Origin of the sequence: Halorubrum ezzemoulense DSM 17463 (assembly GCF_002114285.1) — an archaeon.
GTDB lineage: Archaea > Halobacteriota > Halobacteria > Halobacteriales > Haloferacaceae > Halorubrum > Halorubrum ezzemoulense.
In genome coordinates this window covers 1-18,475 of sequence record NZ_NEDJ01000040.1, presented here as the reverse complement: position 1 = coordinate 18,475, position 18,475 = coordinate 1, and the positions used below count along the sequence as shown (strand labels likewise).

Sequence of the window (18,475 nt, the reverse complement as noted above, 5' to 3'; positions counted from 1 at the left end):
GCTGTTTTCTGGCAGCGATTGCGGCTTTCTCGGCGTTCCGGCAGGGTCGCGCCTCGGCCGCCGATTCACCGACCGTCGAACACGATGTCGCCGTCGACGACGGTCAGCGCCACGTCGATATCGTCGATCGCGTCGTCGCGCTCCCACGGCGACGCGTCGAGCGCGACGAGGTCGGCCCGCTTCCCCACCTCGATCGTCCCGAGCCGGTCCTCGTCGAAGCCGGCGTACGCGGCGCCGCGGGTGTACGCCCGCAGCGCCTCGGTGACGGTGAGGCGCTGAGATTCGGCCGGCGCATTGACCGCGTGGTGAACCCCGAACAGCGGGTCCATCGGCATCCCGTCCGAGCCGAACGCGAGCCGGACCCCCGCGTCGAGCATGTCCCGGTAGCGGTTCGTCTCGGCGGTGCGCTCGGATCCCAGTCGCTCCTCGTAGAGACCGCCGGGTTGCGCCCACTTCAGGAAGTTCGGCTGGACGCTCGCGACGACGCCGGTCTCCGCGAGCCACTCGATCGCGTCGTCGTCGGCCAGTTCGGCGTGTTCGACGCGGTGACGGGCTTCCCCGGCGTCGGTCCGGGAGGCGTGCTCGTATGCGTCCAAGACGGCGTCGACGGCCTCGTCTCCGATCGCGTGGGCGGTGAACTGGAGGCCCGCCTCGGTCGCGGTTGCGACGGCCTCGTCCAGCTCGTCGGGATCGACGACCCACTGCCCGGTCTCGTCTGGCGCGTCCGCGTACGGCTCGGAGAGGCGCGCGGTCCGGCCGCCGAAGCTCCCGTCCGTGTACGACTTGATCGCTCCGGTCCGTACCATATCGCTCCCGGCGTTCGTCGCGAGGCCGACCTCCCGGACCGCGTCGAGGTGGTCGCTCCAGTAGTTGATCCGGACGCGGGCGGTGAGCGACCCGGACTCGTCGAGGTCGCGGTAGACCCGGGGCGCGTGCGAGTCGCGGACCATGTCGTGGAAGCCCGTGATACCGCGGGCGGCGCAGCCGTCGAGCGCGGCCTCGACGACCGCGCGCGTCTCGGCCGGGCCGGGCTCGACCGCTCGGTAGATCGGGTCGATGGCGGCTTCGAGCAGGACGCCGGTCGGATCGCCGTCGTCGTCCGTGGGCACCGTCTCGTCGGGAGCGTCGGCGAGCGCGTCGGCGAAGCGGCCGAGCGCGACGCCGTTGACCGCCGCGACGTGCATGTCCTCGCGGAACGCCGCCACCGGGCGCTCGGTCGAGACGCGGTCGAGGTCCGCGCGGGTCAGGTAGCGCGAGTCGTCCCACGTCGACTCGTCGTAACCGTAGCCGAGGACCCAGTCGTCGCTTTCGGGGTCCTCCACCTCGCTCGCTTCGCGTTCCACTTCCGCCGCGCGCTCGGCCAGTAGGTCGACGGCCCCGTCCGGGGAGTCGGCCGCCGAGAGGTCGGCGTGGAGGAGGTAGCGGCCAACGGTGGTCAGGTGGGTGTGCGCGTCGACGAACCCGGGGAGGATGACGCGCCCGTCGAGGTCGACCACGTCCGTGTCGACGCCGGCGAGCAGTTCCACGTCGTGCGTCCGCCCGGTCCGGACGATCTCGCCGTCGCGCACGGCGACGGCCTCGCAGACCGCGTCGCCGCCCGAATCCGGGTCCGCGAGCGTGTGTACCTCCCCGTTCACGAAGATCCGGTCCGCGGCCTCGGTCATGGAACTCCGGGGGGCACACAGCGTGTTAACCGTTCGGGAAACGGCGACCGATTTATTCGGTCGCTCGACGAACCGCCGCGTATGTACGACAACGTGCTCCTCCCGACCGACGGCAGCGTCGGCGTCGACCGCGCGATCGACCACGCGATCGACGCCGCCGACCGCTACGACGCGACGCTCCACGTCCTCTACGTCGTCGACAGCGGCGTGGTGAACGCCTACTCCGGCGACGAGTTCGTCGACGGCGCCGAGGGCGCCGAGGAGACGCTCGAAGAGACCGGCCGCGAGTCGCTTGACGCGGTGGCCTCGCTCGCCCGCGACGCCAACGTGGAGGCGGTCACCGCCCTCCGCTACGGCGTCCCGCACGAGGAGATCCTCCGCTACGCCGACGAGGAGGACGTCGACCTCACGGTGATGGGGTCGAAGACGCGCTCCGGCGACTACCGCCGGATGCTCGGCTCCGTCACTGAGCGCGTCTCCCGGCAGTCGACCGCGCCCGTGAGCATCGTGAAGACGACCGTCGACGCCTGAGTCCCGACGCCGCTCCGACTCCGTTTTCTCCCGTCTCCCGCGCTCGCCTCGACGGCGTCAGCCCTCCAGTTCGGCGCCGCACTCCGGACACCGGAGATCGAACCCGTCGTCGCTCGGAACGGCCCGCATGTTCTCGTGTCCGCACTCCGGACACTCCTGCAGGATCCGCACGTCCTCGCTGTCGCGGGGCGCGCCCAGTGCGAACGCGACGACCGGCTCGTCGCCGTCGTTCTTGCCCGACTGGAACTCGCCGGGCGCGAACCGGACCGCCTCGCCCGCGCCGACGCTCACGTCCCCGTCCATCGTCTCGAACGTCGCCTCCCCCTCGACGACGACGAAGATCTCTTCCTGGTCCATGTGAGCGTGAAGCCCGCCGGAGAACCGCTCCCCAGGATCGAGGCGGTAGCGGTTGAGCGCCACGTCGGTCGCCCCGAGCGGTTCCGACAGCCCCCGGCGGTCCACGTCGCTTCCGAGGGCGCTCGGCTCGACCTCGTCGATAGAGACTCGTTCCATACTTACGGACACGGCCTCGCGAGAGTTATGCTTTGACCTCGCGCCGCGATTTCCCCTTGCCGCCGTCCGACGGGACCGGTCGGCGGACGACGCTTCGGGCGACCGATCACAGCCGGGATCGCGCGTCGCTCGCGACCGCGGACAGCGCGGTCTCCGCGGTGGCCACCCTGTCCGCGAGGCTACAGAACCCGTGCGCCATCGCCGGGTAGTGACGGTGCTCGACCGGCGTTCCCTCGCGCTCGAACCGGTCCGCGAGCGCGACGCCGTCGTCGCGCAGGGGGTCGAACCCGGCGGTGACGACCGTCGCGGGCGCGAGGTCCCCCAAGTCCGTCGCCTCCAGCGGGACCGCGTACGGGTTCGCGGCGTCGATGGGGCTCCGCAGGTACTGCTCGTAGAACCACCGCATGTCCTCGCGCGTGAGCAGCGGGCCGTCCGCGTTCTCCCGGTACGGGTCCGGCTGGAAGTCGCGGCCGGCGATCGGGTACAGCAGGAACTGCCCGGCGGGCGTCGGCGCGTCTCCGACGTCGCGCGCGCGGAGCGACGCCGCGACCGCGAGCGCGCCGCCGGCGCTGGTGCCCGAGACGCCGGTCCGGTCGGGATCGACGCCCAGCGCGTCCGCCGTCTCGGTGACCCACTCCAGCGCCGCGGTCGCCTCGTCGACCGCGACGGGGAACGGGTGCTCTGGCGCGAGCCGGTAGTCGACGGAGACGACGACCGCGTCGGCGCGGACCGCGAGCTCGCGGCAGATCCCGTCGACCGAATCGAGCGTCCCGAGCGTCCAGCCGCCGCCGTGGAAGTGGACGAGGGCGCGGGCCGGCGGGTCGCCCCCTGCGCCCATCGGGTCGGGCGCCCCCGCCGGGCGGTACACCCGGACCGGCACCTCGCCGTGCGGGCCGTCGAACGCGAGGTCGCGGGCGTCGGCCACCGGCGGTTCGGGCGGTCCCGAGAACAGGTCGTCTTCGAGGCGGCGGGCGGCATCGACCGAGAGATGGCTCCACGCGGGCAGGCCCAGCGACTCGATCTCGGCGATCGCCGCGGCGAGGTCGGGGTCGAGTTCGTCCGCGCGCATGGCGGACCGAGGCGGTGGGCCTTTGTAAGTCGGACGGGAACTCGGGACGATGGACGTCCGGTTGACCTACGAGGACGGCACGATCCGGGTCGACGCGGACGGCGACCTCGCGCCCGACGCGCTGCCGCCGCTGCCCGGGGTCGAGACGGACCCCCGAACCGGGACCGGCCGGGCGCCCGCCCACCGCTACGCCGAACTCCGGCGGGCGCTCCGGGTGGCCGGCGTCGCAGTCGACGACCGGGTCCTCGACGCGAGCGCGCGCGCCGCGAGCGAGGCCGGGCTCCCGGACGCGCTCGCCACCGACTACGACCTCCGCGAGTACCAGCGCGAGGCGTTGGACGCGTGGCGGGACGCCGGCGACCGCGGCGTCCTCGAGCTGCCGACCGGGGCCGGCAAGACCGTGATCGCGATCCGCGCGATGGTCGAACTCGGCGTTCCGACGCTCGTGGTCGTCCCCACGGTCGACCTGCTCGACCAGTGGCAACGAGAGTTGGAGCGCGAGTTCGACGCCCCGATCGGCCGGTTCGGCGGCGGCGAGCAGCGCCGGGAGGCGATCACGGTGTCGACGTACGACTCCGCGTACCTGAAGGCGGACGGCGTCGGCGACGCCTTCGAGTTCGTCGTCTTCGACGAGGTCCACCACCTCGGTGGCGAGGGGTACCGGGACGCCGCGCGCCTCCTCGCCGCGCCCGCGCGACTCGGGCTCACGGCCACCTTCGAGCGCCCGGACGGCGCCCACGAGGCGGTCGCGGAGCTGGTCGGCGACCGCGTCTACGCGCTCGACGTCGACGACCTCGCGGGCGACCACCTCGCCCCCTACGACATCCGACGGATCGAGGTGGAGCTCACCGAGGCGGAGCGCGAGCGCTACGACGAGAAACAGGGCACCTTCGTCGAGTACGTCCGCGACGCGGGGATCACGTTTTCGAGCGGGAGCGACTATCAGGAGCTGGTCAAGCGCTCGGGCAACGACCCGGCCGCCCGCGAGGCGCTCCTCGCGAAGCAGGACGCCCGCGAGGTCATGATGAACGCCGACCGCAAGGTCGAGCGGCTCGCCGAGATCCTCGACCGCCACCGCGACGACCGCGTGATCGTGTTCACGGCCCACACCGACCTCGTCTACCGCCTCTCCGAGCGCTTCCTGCTGCCCGCGATCACGGCCGAGACGGGCGCGAAGGAGCGCCGCGAAATCTTGGAGCGCTTCCGCGACGGCACCTACGGCCGGGTCGTCGCCGCGAACGTCCTCGACGAGGGCGTCGACGTGCCGGACGCCAACGTGGCGGTCCTGCTCTCCGGGTCGGGCAGCGAGCGCGAGTTCACCCAGCGGCTCGGCCGCGTGCTCCGCCCGAAGGAGGACGGCGGCCGCGCGACGCTGTACGAGCTCGTCAGCGCCGAGACCGCCGAGGAGCGGGTGGCGAGCCGGCGGCGATGAGCCGGAACGGTCGAGATACGACGGTTAAATGCCCGTGAGCGGCTGCGACGATCGCTTGTAAATGACCGTGCGGTGGCGCGTGCCTCCAAGTGGCCGCCGGAGGCGGCCGCGAGGAGCACGCGCGAGGGACGCCGCGAGCGACCGGAGGGAGCGAGCGGCGAGGCTGGGGAGGCGTGAGGTGCGGTCGCGGGACGGGACTCAAAGGGGCAGCCGCGAGGACACCGTAGGCGACGTAAGGACCGCAGGAGCGAGCAACACGAGCGACGAGGACCGCAGCGAGCGTACGGCGTCCTCGCGGCTGGGGCTTAGGAAGCGTTCAGCGTCGATCTACGAGCAGCGGTTTATAAGCAAACGAACGGGCTTCGGCGACAGATACCGTCGCTCCGGCGTCCACGCCCAGAGACCCACCGTTTCGAACTGATTAATCGTCGCCGTCCATGTCGAGCGAGCGCTTCTCGCCCAGCTCCGATTCGAGGCTGCCGCGCTCCCAACTCCTGACCGCGTCGCCCTCGACCTCGGCGCGCAGTTTCTCCTCTAAGAGGTTCACCGCGACGCTGTTGGCGCCCTCCGGGATGATCACGTCGGCGTGTTTCTTCGAGGGCTCGATGAACTGCTCGTGCATGGGCTTCACCGTCGAGAGGTACTGGTCGATGACGCCCTCCAGGTCGCGGCCGCGGTCGATCACGTCCCGGCGGATCCGGCGCAGGATCCGCACGTCGGCGTCGGTCTCGACGAAGAGCCGCAGGTCCATCATGTCGTTTATGTCCTCGTCGTACAGCGCAAGGATGCCCTCCAGCACGATGACGTCGGTGGGTTCGACAGTGATCCGCTCGTCTTTCCGATTGTGAATCTCGAAGTCGTACTGCGGCATCTCGACGGACTGGCCCTCCAGGAGGGCTTCGAGGTGCTCCCTGAGGAGTTCCCACTCGAACGCCGAGGGGTGGTCGTAGTTGACCTCCTTGCGCTCCTCGAACTCGAGGTGCGAGAGGTCCTCGTAGTAGTTATCCAACGGGATCCGGGTGACGCTGTCGCCGAGGTCGCGGGTGACGAGCCGGGAGACCGTCGTCTTCCCGGCGCCCGTCCCCCCCGCGATCCCGATCACGAACGAGGGAATATGCCCAGTCGCCGTATCGTTATTCATCTGTCTCACGTCCACTCATACCCGACCGAACACCGGGCGACGTGAAAACGCCTGTGAACCGCCCCCGCCTCGCACAGCACTCACGATTATCCACCCCTCGACCGAGATGGTCGGGGGGTCGTTTCGCTGATCAATCCGCACGCCACAGACGCCAGAGACACGCGCGTCTCTCGCGTGCGGGCGAGAGGTGATGTACGCCTCGGCGCAAAACCCGCCACACCGAGAGCAACCGAAGACGCCGCGCAGAGAAGGGGGCACCCGGAATGGGGTCGCTACGCGTCGCGAACCGCCCTACTCGCACAAACGTTCGTCTGTAACTACCACAAGCGTGATTGCGCCCAGGATCAGCACTATACTTCAACCTCACAGGAGTTCATCTGAAACTGACGGACGATAACGGGAAGCCGCTCGTCATGAAGCAGCTTCAACCGCACGAGGGTTCGTCTGAAACTCGTATTGTCGATCACATCGACTACTGGGACGAAGCTTCAACCCCACAAGGGTCGTCTGAAATCGATGTCGGGCCGCATCTGCGTGTGTGGCACGGGCTTCAACCTCACAATGGGTTCGTCTGAAACTGTTAGAGATGCTGATGGCAGGGTCGCCGTGCGGCTCGCTTCAACACCACAATAGGTTCGTCTGAAACGATAATCGCGGCGTAATTCGTAAATGCGAAGGTCGGCTTCAACCTCGCGAAAGTTCATCTGAAACCGCCGTCGTAATCGCGGGTGATCGGCTTATCGACACTTCAACCTCACAGGATTCACCTGAAACGATCGCGTTGTTGATCGCCGCTTCGTTTTCCTTGCTTCAACCGTACGAGGGTTCGTCTGGAACACCGCCGGGATCACCAGCACCGAGGTGCCGAACAGCTCGCTTCACCCCGACAAGGAGTCCATCTGAAACGAGCGCAGACACCTGCGACCGGGTCTAACCGCCATGGCTTCAACCCCACAATGGGGTCATCTGAAACGACCTGTCGGACGCGAATGGCCATCCAGTAATGGCTTCTTCAACCCCACAAGGGTTCATCTGAAACGTGCCTTGCCATTCAATTGGCCCATCAAGTCCGATGCTTCAACCCCACAACGGATCCATCTGAAACCAGTGATCCCCGCGGTTCGACACCGCGTGGATCCCCGATCTTCAACCGCACGAGGGTTCGTCTGAAACTCGAGCAGCACCGCGCCAGCGTTGAACATGATCATACTTCAACCCCACGAGGGTTCGTCTGAAACACAAGGGCAATGACATTGATAGCGACGGTGACGGGCTTCAACCCCACGAGGGTTCGTCCGAAACCACCGTTGCCATGTCGTTTCTTTGCCGAGCGTGTAGATTCAACCTCACGAGAGTTCGTCTGGAACGGTTCACCCACTGAGTCTCATCGTTGACTTAAACACTTCAACCACACAGGGGTTCGTCTGGAACTCGTTCCTGACGGTGTTCCGGCGAAGGAACTGGTCGCTTCAACCCCACAACGGGTCCATCTGAAACCGCGCCGCCAGCGAGCATCTGTTCGCGGCCGAGTTGCTTCAACCCCACAACGGGTCCATCTGAAACACGGCATGGAAAAGGCGGACTACGCCTTTGTCCTGCTTCAACCCCACAACGGGTCCATCTGAAACACTCGGCGACGAGATCGCGCGGCTCGCACCGTACGCGCTTCAACCCCACAATGGGTTCGTCTGAAACCGATATCAACCCACGTGAAGTGAACGTGGGAATCAATCTTCAACCGCACAGGGGTTCGTCTGAAACCCTCGTCGACTCGGAGCGTTACCGGCTGCGGGTCGAGCTTCAACCACACGAGGGTACGTCTGGAACTATGGGCAAAAGGTCTTAGATAATGGGCTTGAGCGACTGCTTCAACCCCACGAGGGTGCGCCTGAAACGAGTAGGGGTAGACAGTATCACCCGATTCGTCGTGGCTTCAACCCCACGAGGGTTCGTCTGAAACCGTCTGAGCGGATGAACGAGCGGGCGATGCGAAAGCGGCTTCAACCCCACGAGGGTTCGTCTGGAACGCTCGCGCATGGCCTGTTCGAGCTCGTACATGTCGCTTTAACCCCACTGGGGTTCGTCTGAAACACACTCGAAGCCGGCGCGGAACTGCCCGTTCACGAAGCTTCAACCCCACAACGGGGTCATCTGAAACGCGTACCGCCGGCCGCGTTGTGTCACCGTCTCCGTGCTTCAACCCCACAAGGGTTCGTCTGAAACTCGCGAGGTTGATCGTCGCCCGCGACGTGCCCTCGATGCTTCAACCCCACAAGGGTTCGTCTGAAACTCGCCGTCCTCACGCGTGTCGCACCGCGCCGGCGGGCTTCAACCCCAAAGGGTTCGTCTGAAACCAGCGTCACGGTGACGCCGTTGTCGCTGGCGTACGCGCTTCAACCCCACAACGGGTCCATCTGAAACGAGACGACGCTGTTCGCCCCGCTCGACGAGTGGCAACTTCAACCCCATGAGGACTCGTCTGAAACATAGTCCGAGCGATACTCCGGAGTCGCCCCTTCAAGCTTCAACCCCACAAGGGTTCGTCTGAAACCCGCTACCCGAGTAATGTCGTGTTTGACGAGACGGCTTCAACCCCACGAGGGTTCGTCTGAAACCGTAGCGTGGCGTGTCTACCTCCGACGCAAGGACGCTTCAACCCCACGAGGGTTCGTCTGAAACAGTTTATCAAGGGGCGATACGGAAATGCGAAGGTCGGCTTCAACCTCACAAGGGTTCGTCTGAAACCCCACGTCGGTGATCAGCCCCCACACGCGGAGCCCGCTTCAACCCCACAACGGGTTCGTGTGAAACGCGCCACGACGCCGTGCTGCCCTCGCAGGCCGAGGCCGCTTCAACCCCACAACGGGTTCGTGTGAAACCATCCGCAACGACATCCCGGCGGCGACGGTCAAGCTTCAACTCCCATAGGGGCTCGTCTGAAACTCACGCTCCGCGTCGAACGCGACCCATTGGGCCATGCTTCAACCCCGCGAGGGTTCGTCTGAAACGCTGTCGTGGCCCGACCAGTCGTACGTGTGCGTGAAGCTTCAACCTCACGAGGGTTCGTCTGAAACGTGTTGTACGTGTAGGTGAGCACGGGACGTGGCCGCAGCTTCAACCTCACGAGGGTTCGTCTGAAACTCCGAGAGACGCATCGCTGGCCCGATCCCGGAGTAGCTTCAACCTCACGAGGGTTCGTCTGAAACTCCCTCAAGGTCCGAATATCCGTTCCGTTAATCCCGCTTCAACCTCACGAGGGTTCGTCTGAAACTTGTCCCGGTCGATGAACCCCTGATACCCACGGTTGCTTCAACCTCACGAGGGTTCGTCTGAAACCAGGCCGTTCTCGAGGACGCACTCGGCGCTCGCGGCGCTTCAACCTCACGAGGGTTCGTCTGAAACCTTCGTGATCCCGAACGCCGCCACGGCAAGCTGGATGCTTCAACCTCACGAGGGTTCGTCTGAAACACGCGCCCATTCGTACCGCGCTCACGTCCGGGCAGGTGCTTCAACCTCACGAGGGTTCGTCTGAAACCCGCGGTGAACATCAATAGCCAACACGTCTCGGAGACGCTTCAACCTCACGAGGGTTCGTCTGAAACGCGACGTTCACGAACGCGAAGCCGCAGGATGACACGCTTCAACCTCACGAGGGTTCGTCTGAAACCGCAGAGACGCCCGATGAGTTGACGGATCGGACTCGGCTTCAACCTCACGAGGGTTCGTCTGAAACGAGCCCGCGCCGGCCGGCAACTACTGGCGGTACGAGGCTTCAACCTCACGAGGGTTCGTCTGAAACCAACGGATCGGTCGAGACGACTTCCGTGTCGTGGTCGCTTCAACCTCACGAGGGTTCGTCTGAAACCACCCGCGGCCAGCAGTACCTTGGCACCTTCGCCGAGCTTCAACCTCACGAGGGTTCGTCTGAAACCATGCCCGATTCAGGGCACATACCTGCTAACCCGTCCGATCACAGATGAGTGTTTTCGTCGACCCTCAATAGTCGAGTATCCCCGGGGGATCGATGGTCGATCAGACCTCGGTATCGGTTTGGACCGTTTCCTCGATCACTCCCCGGCCCGTCTCGATATCGTACCTCTCGTCCCGTTCGGAAACGGTGATCGCCGTTGGAGCGTCGTTCTCCGAGCTCCCCGAAACGGGGATCGACACCAGCGTCTGCTTGAGCGCTTGGAACGACGCCCGCGCTTGACTCCAGCGGCCGTCGTCACGCTCCTCACGATACTGAGAATACGTCTCCGACTCGACATCGTCGATCAGCACCAGGTAGTCCCGCGTCGGGTAGTCCGAACTAACCAGCGACGCGTTCCGAAGCGCCTCGCCGCACGCTTCGTCGAACGCCTCCACGAGGTCATCGGATCGGGACTCCGTCCGTCGCTGATCGTGGAGCGCGTCGTAGTACCGACTCACTCCTTGATCGATGACCACCGACTCCGGCAGCTCGCTGCCGCCGATCTCGTCACGAAGTTCGCCGATCGCTGTCCGTGTCGGCCGAAGTAACGATCGGTCACCGTAGATCTGTTGACTCGGGATATAGTTCGTGTCTTCTGGCCCGTCGAGCCGCCAGACCGTGACCGGTGCCGGATCGCCACCGAATCGCCGATTACACCGACCCGCTGCCTGTACGATTGCGGGCAACGGCGCGTAGTCGCGGTACAGCCGATCGAAACTCAGGTCGACACCGGCCTCGATCAGTTGAGTCGAGACGGTAATCGTCGGGATCGAATCGAACGGGGTATCGACATCTGGGTCGAGGATCGCATCGATCACATCGATCAACGCTGTCCGGTCGCGAGGACGAAGTCGGGTGGTGAGCGTCGCTACGATCGTCTCCGGATCGGGATGACACGCTGCGACCCGGTTGAGGTATTCGATCGGTTCGAAGCCACGAGTGTCGCGTTCGCGCCAGTAGGATAACAGCTCTGAGCCGAGAGCGACGGTCCCGTCTCCCAAAAGCGTCTCTGATAACTCCGCGGCGGAGTCGACCGTGTTCACTACCGCGAGCGCGTCCGTCTCACCAGTCGTCGCGGCGTCGATCTCCGTCGCAGCGTCAGCGAGAGTAAGCGGCGAACGGTCTCCGTCGAAGTGACCAGTGAGGCTCTCATGTAGCCTGAACTCGACTCGCGGGGAGTCCGCGATCAGGTCGACGGCGTCCGCGCTGAGATCGGTTAGGGATTCGGGCGTTGGGGCGTACGGAAGGCGGTCGAGCAGTCGCGGTTGCGTCGCGGTCATGAACACAACCGTCGCGTCGTACTCCTCCGTCAGGTGGGTGACCAGCCGGCCGATCAGGCCCCACCAGTCCATCGAGATCGCCTGCGGCTCGTCGACGAGGACGACGGCGTCCTGTAGCGCGGGCAGTTTCGTCGACTGGACGTTCTCCGGCCCCGCCACGCTTTCGAACAGCTGCGTGAAGGTCGTCAGTACCAAGCCAGAACGCCACGACTCCGCGTGGAGGGTTTCTTCGCCCGTAGAGTACCTTTCCCCCGCATCGTTGCCACTTCCGAGAGCGGTTCGTGTGTCGGCGAGATGGTGGTGTTTCGTGTACGCGGAGTCCTGCGGTGAGACACCGAACACGCCCCGCACCTGCTCGTCGACTTGGTCGATGATCGACGTGTATGGCAGGGCGTAGACGACGCGGCTGTCACGAACATCTGCGAGGTCGAGGGCGGCACGGAGTCCGGTGTACGTTTTGCCGAACCCCGTCGGCAACGTCAACTCAAACGTTCGTTCGCCCCGTTGGTAGCCGTCCTGTAGCCGCTCCGTTACCCGACTGTTCGCAGCAGTGCGAATCGCTCCGAGTCGCTGTTCGAGAGACGCGGTCTGATTGGGAAGATCCCTGTCTGGGTGGTCGAGGTACTCCGCTACCGTGGCCCCGTCGGGGAGCGTTGTCGTCGACAACGATCGGACATGATTGGTGAGCCTGTCGGTCGACGGCCGTTCGGATGGCGCACTCTCGTCGGCATCGAGCCCACTCGCATCCATCTTGTCCGCCGCGACGAGTGTCGACCACGCTCGAAGCGCACACCCGTACCACTCGTCGTCCTCGATGACGTCAGCGAGTGTTTGGAGTACTTCACGCGATCGGCCGGTCCCGTCGTCGACAAAGCGGTCCCAACTGTACGCACCGTCAGTCGCCTTCCGTATCACGACGTCGGCAGCGTCGGGTGCTATCTCGTCGATACTCTGGAGTTGCTGACTAGCGAGTTCGTAGGTGTCGTCAACGCGCGTTTTGTTACGGACGTGGTAGTCACCGATCTGGTCGTGGAAGTTACCGAGTACTGAGTGGTGTTTGGTGACGGCGTAGAAGCCGGCAGCCGTCGCTTCCGCACTCAGCCCACGTTCCATGAGCGCCACTGATGCGACCAGTCCGCCGAACGTCCCGTGATACGTCAGCTGTGGGTCGTCTACAGCAGTCCGGTCACCCGTTTCGATGTAGGTCTGGAAGTACTCGGTCAGCTTTCCGATGTCGTGGAGCCACGCGATTGCCGATACGAGTTCATTCCAGTCGTCATCGTATGGAGTCGTTCCTGCTCCTGATATCAGGGCCTGACTACGCTGTTCAACCCCTCGGAGATGTTCCTCCATGCTCTGCCCAGGGCGCGCCGTGTGTCTCGAAAGGGGTGACGTATCCATCTACAGGAAGCAGACTGATCGCCCGTTAATGGACCGAACCGGTGCGGACGGCGCCGTCAACGTCTGATCTGCGGGAGCAAACGCATATGAGACGAAGCCGGTCGTCTTCCGCCCCCCGGCATCTGCCTCCATATACGCTGGCGTGCGCTCCATGCGAAGTGGTTCTCCCGGAGTGGGAACGACGTGTTCCTCAGGGACTGTCGAGTCGACCTCTTCGGGATTGCCGTCGTCCTTGACTGTTGATCGAGTAACATCGGTAATGTCTGCGAGGCACTCCGTTTTCCCGAGTGACGGCGTGTAAGTCGATCGGCCCGACTCCAAGAATTTGGCCACACGCTCGAAGGTTTCCGTGTCGTCGAGCACCAGATCGATCCGGTACGCCGCGTCGACGACGTACTCGAATGTCCGTCGCTTCCGCTCTTTAGCGATCACCTCGGGATCAACGACTGTCTTCCCCGACACTCCGTCGGCTGTCTTGATATTCCCACCCTTCGTCGGAAGAGTGAGTTGCGGGATCGACTGAGTTTGGAGTTCACACTCTGGTGTGATCGCGATCGCCGAGGTCTCCTTCGAAAAGGTATCGTAGTACGAATCCCGCGGCTCCCCGAGGACTGCGGCCAACAGCCCTGCGACCGTTGTCCGTGGCATCACCCGGTAGGTCAACTTCTCCGTTGTAGCATCGACCCGTCGGAAGTGTGCCCACGGACCGCGAACCGTGAACGAGAGCGATTCTCTCCCGACGACGTCGAGATCAGTCGTGCTCATTCCCCATACGGGTCGACTTCCATTACTGACTCAGCGCCGATCGCGTCTTCGAATGCCGAAACCAAGTGGTCTGGTCCACCTGTCTCGCCGTTGGCCTCAACAGTCAGATGCCGGTCAGCAATGACGTGAACGGCTTCGATGTGGTCGCTGTATTCATCGAGGTCACCGATCAGACCATCGACGCCGAGAACCACATCGGTGATGTTTCGAAGTTCAGCGTCGCGTTTCTCCTGAACCAATTCGAGTCCGTCGTCGAGGGTACCGATATGGAACGCATCTGTGGCGTACTCAATGCGGAGGTAGAGACGTGGTTGATGGCCCATCTTCGACCGAGTTAACGTCTGATTCTTCAGAGAACGCCAGAGAAGCGTGTCCAGTCGCTCAACGTCCGTCTGGCTAAGAAGTGTGTCGTTCGCCCCGATCTCATTAACCACACCGTGGAAGGGGACAAACGCGTACTGAAGACGGTTGTCAGTCGCAAAGGTTCCCTGCTCCGCATCGCCGCCGCTGGATACGACTGTGGAAAGCTGCTTCGACTCGCTCTTCTGGACTACCGTATTCAGACTCCGAGCGTGGCTAAACTGTACCGGACCGATGAACTGACCAGGGAAGCCGTCACCGAGTTCGCTCTGGAAGTCGCTGCTGAAGGAGCATGTTGCTCCGAAGTACCGGACATCGGTTGCGTTCGCGAGGAATTTTTCCGCCGCCTCGCTACCGGTCATGTCTCCAAGGTCCTCCTCATCGATTCCGGTGACAGCCGAGAACAGATCGTCTCGATCGAGTACCGAGTCGGCGTCGCTCTTCGTCGGGTTCTGAATATAGACGCTGTACCCGTCGTCGTCGAGTTGATCGCGTATATAGCGTTTCAACCGGACGTCTGTTACGACTGCGGCACCGGTCGTCTCGTCGATTCGTGGCTTGTCGTTCGCAGAGAGCGGGTTTCCGTTCGGGTTCGTGTCTTCTGCGTCGTAAGCGAAGACAATCTCGGAGCGATTCTCCACGCTGTCGTCACCGTCAAGGTCGGCTGTGATTGTGTCGGACATGATGATCAGGCCTCGGCTTCAGCTTCGTCTTCGGTCTCTTCTTCCTCCTCGTACAGGCTCGAATCACTCAGCCCATACGCGATTCCGAGACTGTAGAGCCACTGTAGTTCCGATTCGGTAAGCCGCCACGACTGCGGATCCGCCGAGAGCATCGTATCGGCTAGCCGGGTCGTGTACCGTGAGTTCGTCTGATACGAGCGGTTCTCCTCGGCCTCAGCGTACGAGTTGTTCATCTGGAGGACTTCCTTCGTCACCTCCTTGATCGTCTGTTTTGTGAGGTAATCGACCGGGTACCGCCGAATGAGCGTAGACGAGACGTTCTCGTAGCTCTGGAACGCCGATATCCGTCCAACCAGTCCACCGAGAGTAAACACTGCCTGCTCGGCATCTCCCGAGAGGGCTCCGTGGTTGGCGATGAAGTCATCCAGTCGTGCGTCTCTATCTTCGAATTCGTCTGGCATGTGTGCGTGAGTGAACGGTATCGTTTTTTTCGTGTCCAACACGCCCATCGTCGCTAAGGCGTGGATCTGAGCGTACTGTTCAACGACGCTCCGCTTCGGGAACGAGATGTAGCCGTTATCGTTCCCGAACTGCTCATTTTGATCCTGTACGAGCTGGTGGATATACTCCTCCAGCAGTGACGTGGAGTCGATTCGTGTCTCGGTGAGCAGGTTTCGAACACGCCGCATTCGGCTGTCATCAATATCGCCAGCACCGGGAGTTTCGCTCGCCTCTCGACTGCTTCGGGTCGGTTCTGTCGTTCGACGAAAGTAGCCGCCATACAGGATGTATCGGACGAGGCTGAGTCCCCTTCCGAGCAGCGGGCTTGATTCGGGTTTCGGACTGTCGTTGAATATCCCATCGCTGTCAAACGCGGCTGATCCGGTGATCTGGTTATGCGCGTTTTCCAATTGAACAGCCGGTGAAACACCATCAAGCGTGTTGAAGAACACTCGGTCTGGGTTACCTGAGACTTGATGGACAACCGCGAACCGAACCTTATCCCACGCCGCGTCCGAGCGAGCACTGAACGCGACGTCATGTTCGGTTTGTGAGTCGTTCTCCGCGTCTGCGTAGTCGTTTACTCGATCGGCTTCAGCGAACAGGTCCTCTGCGGTGTCATCAAACGACCCTTCGGCACCGGAATCGGCGTCACGGAGTCGGGTATATATCCGGTCGTAGAACCATTCGAACGTTCCCTCTTCGATCTCGCTGAAGCGAGCAGCGAGATACGGGAGAATATACAGCCGGCGACTACTACCGAGCCCGCGAGAGAAGTCATCAAACAATGATCCCGCAGAGGCGACCGCAGCCGCCGTGTCGAACTCAAGCGGTCGCGCCCGCCATGCTGAACTACCTTTGGTGTCGAGGTTAGCGAAGTGCTCTCGTTGTTTCTTCCCGTACATCCCGAAGAGACCCGGAGAACCGCCAGTAACCGTACTGTCGTTGTTACTGACGAACCCAGTCCCTTCTCCACTGGCTTCCTCGACAGAAATACTCTGTAGTCGATCGGCCTTCTTCGCTCGCATTACCTCATTTAGAATCGGTATCTCTCCAGGGAATTTCCAGTCGTCAGAGCCCGGGAGCTTGATTCGAACCGTAATCAGCGCATCAATCTCTTCTTCCTCGTCGGAGACCAGATTGAGGAACGAATCCGACAGCCGCTCCATCGCATTCTGATCCTCACCAAGCTCTGTAAGTGCGCTAAGAATTTCGTGTTCCGCACCGTCGACGTCGTCGAGAACAGCCTCGGCATACTCCGACTGCGCCCAGCCAGTGAACCGATCTCGAATATTGTTTGTACCCCACGCATCGTCGCGGAGACCAGCGATATGATGGGCATCTGCGTTCTTATGAGTCGTAATTGAGTAGTCTGTCATGCTACTCGTTTTGCTCTCTGGGTAGGCGTGACCCACTCGGAACCGATCGTCTTCAGTGTATGTCGTGATTTCAACGGGTCCACCCGCCTCATCCGGTCGCAGATGCGGCGAATCTGGATCAGACAGGTCCGCATACACGACTACGAGACTGTCTGGTTCACCGAACAGGCTGCTTTTCGCACTCGGCGTCAGATAAGCCAGATGCTCCGGATCAAGGTCGAAGTCAAGCGCAGTCGACTGTCTTGAGCTGTACCAGTCGAACATTGAGTACTGCCACGCAACTTCGTACAATGATGCGGGGATTCGACTTTGTAACCGACTGACCGCTGTCTCTACGTCGTTACTCGTCATGATCGGTGATGTTGACGAATCCGAATCCGAGCGCGTTTCGTTCGCCGAGACCAGCATCCAGCGCGAGATTTAGATGACGTCGGTGATCGTCGTCCCGGACCTCGTATCCAAAGCGCCACTTGCTGAGGACGTACGTGAGCTCCGTTTCCTGTGAAACAGTTACTGGAATTGAGAACGTTTTGATGAGCTCATAATCATCAAACAGTGGATATTGTTTGTCCGATGGTCCGGGGAGGTGATCCGGACAGAACAGCCGGTGCTTTTTGTCGAGGTTATTCTCGAGTTGAGTCCGAAGTGGCTCCATCGAGTGTTTCGGTCGCCAGTATATCGCCTGATCCCCCCGTTTTTCGATCCCATACTCTTCAGCTCGCCAAGGAGGGATCCGCACCAGAAGCCCCGTCCCCGTCTCAATCGTTCCAGTCGTTCCGGGCTCACCGACGTCAGGTGAAAGGCTGATCAGTTCATCGATGTGGAAGGGCATCTCACCGATGTTCAATTCCCGATCGTTCATCAGGTCCTCAGCGATAGCCACGAGCAGATCTTCCTGTGGTGCGGCTACAAGCAGGGTTTTCTCGTCACCCTCGGACATGTTGCCCGGCGGAAATGGGTTACTGTAGACCATCCCAACGGGACGATTCTCGTCATGATACTCTTCGTACTCAGTGTCTTGGAGACCCCTCCAAAGACGTCCCCTGAGTTTGTGATGATACGTGTGGTCATAGGCGGCGTCTGTGCGGGCACTAAGCCGTGCTAACAACCGCATCTGAGAATTTCACCTGAATTGACACTCACGTCTGATGCGTCCCATGAGTGAGATATTAAAACTTGCTGCGATACTACATGTTTCTGGCCACGAGACGCCGGCGTGAGCGGGTCGTTCGGGACGGCCCCTCGGAACGATCATCGACGCCCGGAATCGATAGACTGGGCAGAGACGCGTCGCTCTCTGGAGTCGGATCGCACGCGCCATAAGCGCGTCCGAAAAATCAGGTCCAATCGTCACGACCGACGTCATCTGACTGCCAGCGGGTACCGTGCGATTTGGTTGCTGAGATAACTCAGTGATGGTCAGTCTGTACCTGTTGGTACCCACGAGCCATATTCGCCGGTATTGTCCCCACTTCCGTCACGTCCTCCGTCAAGCGCCTCTCGCGTTTCCGGCTCAAATTCTTTCCCGTCGACTTTCACGTAATCCGCATCTTCGGGATCTGATAAAGACTCCCAGTAGTACACGTGTCGATGTCCGTTCGGTCGAGACGGACACTCCGCGTGTGCTACCTGCTTTGTCTTTTGGCCTTCTCCTCGAGTGGCCGTGTTGAATCGCTGTAAGGCGGAGAGATTCACTGTTTGACGAAGCGTTTGATGTTATAGACGACACACATCAGCGCGATTTCGCGGAACTCACGGAACCATGACCGCGCTCGCACGGCGAAGC

Annotated in this window: 12 protein-coding genes, 1 pseudogene and 1 CRISPR repeat array; of the genes and pseudogenes, 2 read left to right on the top strand and 11 right to left on the bottom strand. The window is 62.6% G+C overall.

The annotated features are described in order from the left end of the window. Positions 1 to 65: 65 nt before the first annotated feature. The gene (locus B9H04_RS11490; RefSeq protein WP_049932515.1) at positions 66 to 1,664 is read right to left on the bottom strand and encodes an amidohydrolase; all 1,599 of its coding nucleotides are present in this window, start codon (positions 1,662 to 1,664) and stop codon (positions 66 to 68) included. Between the two features lie 81 nt (positions 1,665 to 1,745). On the opposite strand from B9H04_RS11490, the gene B9H04_RS11485 reads away from it, so the two are divergent. Next, positions 1,746 to 2,195, top strand: coding sequence for a universal stress protein (locus tag B9H04_RS11485; protein WP_049932514.1), 450 nt, complete (start codon positions 1,746 to 1,748; stop codon positions 2,193 to 2,195). A gap of 57 nt (positions 2,196 to 2,252) precedes the next feature. Here the strand turns inward: B9H04_RS11485 and B9H04_RS11480 are convergent, their stop codons facing one another. Together B9H04_RS11480 and B9H04_RS11475 are read right to left on the bottom strand one after the other, a co-directional pair. After that, on the bottom strand, positions 2,253 to 2,708 hold the full coding sequence (locus B9H04_RS11480) for a cupin domain-containing protein (RefSeq protein ID WP_049932512.1): 456 nt from the start codon (positions 2,706 to 2,708) through the stop codon (positions 2,253 to 2,255). Positions 2,709 to 2,814: 106 nt separating this feature from the next. After that, positions 2,815 to 3,777, bottom strand: a complete 963-nt coding sequence (locus tag B9H04_RS11475) for an alpha/beta hydrolase (RefSeq protein ID WP_085682722.1) — start codon at positions 3,775 to 3,777, stop codon at positions 2,815 to 2,817. Positions 3,778 to 3,826: 49 nt separating this feature from the next. Here B9H04_RS11475 and B9H04_RS11470 point away from each other — a divergent pair, with 49 nt between their 5' ends. After that, the gene (locus tag B9H04_RS11470; RefSeq protein WP_049932507.1) at positions 3,827 to 5,209 is read left to right on the top strand and encodes a DEAD/DEAH box helicase family protein; all 1,383 of its coding nucleotides are present in this window, start codon (positions 3,827 to 3,829) and stop codon (positions 5,207 to 5,209) included. A 421-nt stretch (positions 5,210 to 5,630) separates the two neighbouring features. Here the strand turns inward: B9H04_RS11470 and udk are convergent, their stop codons facing one another. From udk to B9H04_RS18120, 8 genes and pseudogenes are all read right to left on the bottom strand, one after another. Beyond that, positions 5,631 to 6,350, bottom strand: coding sequence for a uridine kinase (gene udk, locus B9H04_RS11465; RefSeq protein WP_049932649.1), 720 nt, complete (start codon positions 6,348 to 6,350; stop codon positions 5,631 to 5,633). Between the two features lie 2,977 nt (positions 6,351 to 9,327). Next, positions 9,328 to 10,281: direct repeats of the CRISPR family, unit length 30 nt; unit sequence GCTTCAACCTCACGAGGGTTCGTCTGAAAC. Between the two features lie 101 nt (positions 10,282 to 10,382). After that, positions 10,383 to 12,953, bottom strand: coding sequence for a CRISPR-associated endonuclease Cas3'' (locus B9H04_RS11460; protein ID WP_085682723.1), 2,571 nt, complete (start codon positions 12,951 to 12,953; stop codon positions 10,383 to 10,385). A gap of 48 nt (positions 12,954 to 13,001) precedes the next feature. After that, a complete protein-coding gene (gene cas5b, locus B9H04_RS11455; RefSeq protein WP_049932506.1) occupies positions 13,002 to 13,766 on the bottom strand; it encodes a type I-B CRISPR-associated protein Cas5b in 765 nt (254 codons plus the stop codon). Further along, complete coding sequence (cas7b, locus tag B9H04_RS11450) at positions 13,763 to 14,812, bottom strand: type I-B CRISPR-associated protein Cas7/Csh2 (protein ID WP_080508601.1); 1,050 nt, start codon at positions 14,810 to 14,812, stop codon at positions 13,763 to 13,765. The genes cas5b and cas7b overlap by 4 nt, the downstream gene beginning before the upstream one ends. Positions 14,813 to 14,814: 2 nt before the next feature. Then, entirely contained in the window at positions 14,815 to 16,953 is a 2,139-nt protein-coding gene (locus tag B9H04_RS11445) for a TM1802 family CRISPR-associated protein (RefSeq protein ID WP_248648659.1), read from the bottom strand. A 76-nt stretch (positions 16,954 to 17,029) separates the two neighbouring features. Next, positions 17,030 to 17,803 carry a CRISPR-associated endoribonuclease Cas6 gene (gene cas6, locus B9H04_RS11440; RefSeq protein WP_080508600.1) on the bottom strand — a complete coding sequence of 258 codons (774 nt, stop codon included), beginning with the start codon at positions 17,801 to 17,803 and terminating at the stop codon, positions 17,030 to 17,032. A 305-nt stretch (positions 17,804 to 18,108) separates the two neighbouring features. Continuing rightward, positions 18,109 to 18,273: a hypothetical protein gene (locus tag B9H04_RS18735; protein ID WP_155120044.1), complete on the bottom strand. Its 165-nt coding sequence runs from the start codon at positions 18,271 to 18,273 to the stop codon at positions 18,109 to 18,111. 107 nt (positions 18,274 to 18,380) lie between these two features. Then, positions 18,381 to 18,475, bottom strand: a pseudogene (locus B9H04_RS18120) (IS5/IS1182 family transposase); the annotation flags it as partial.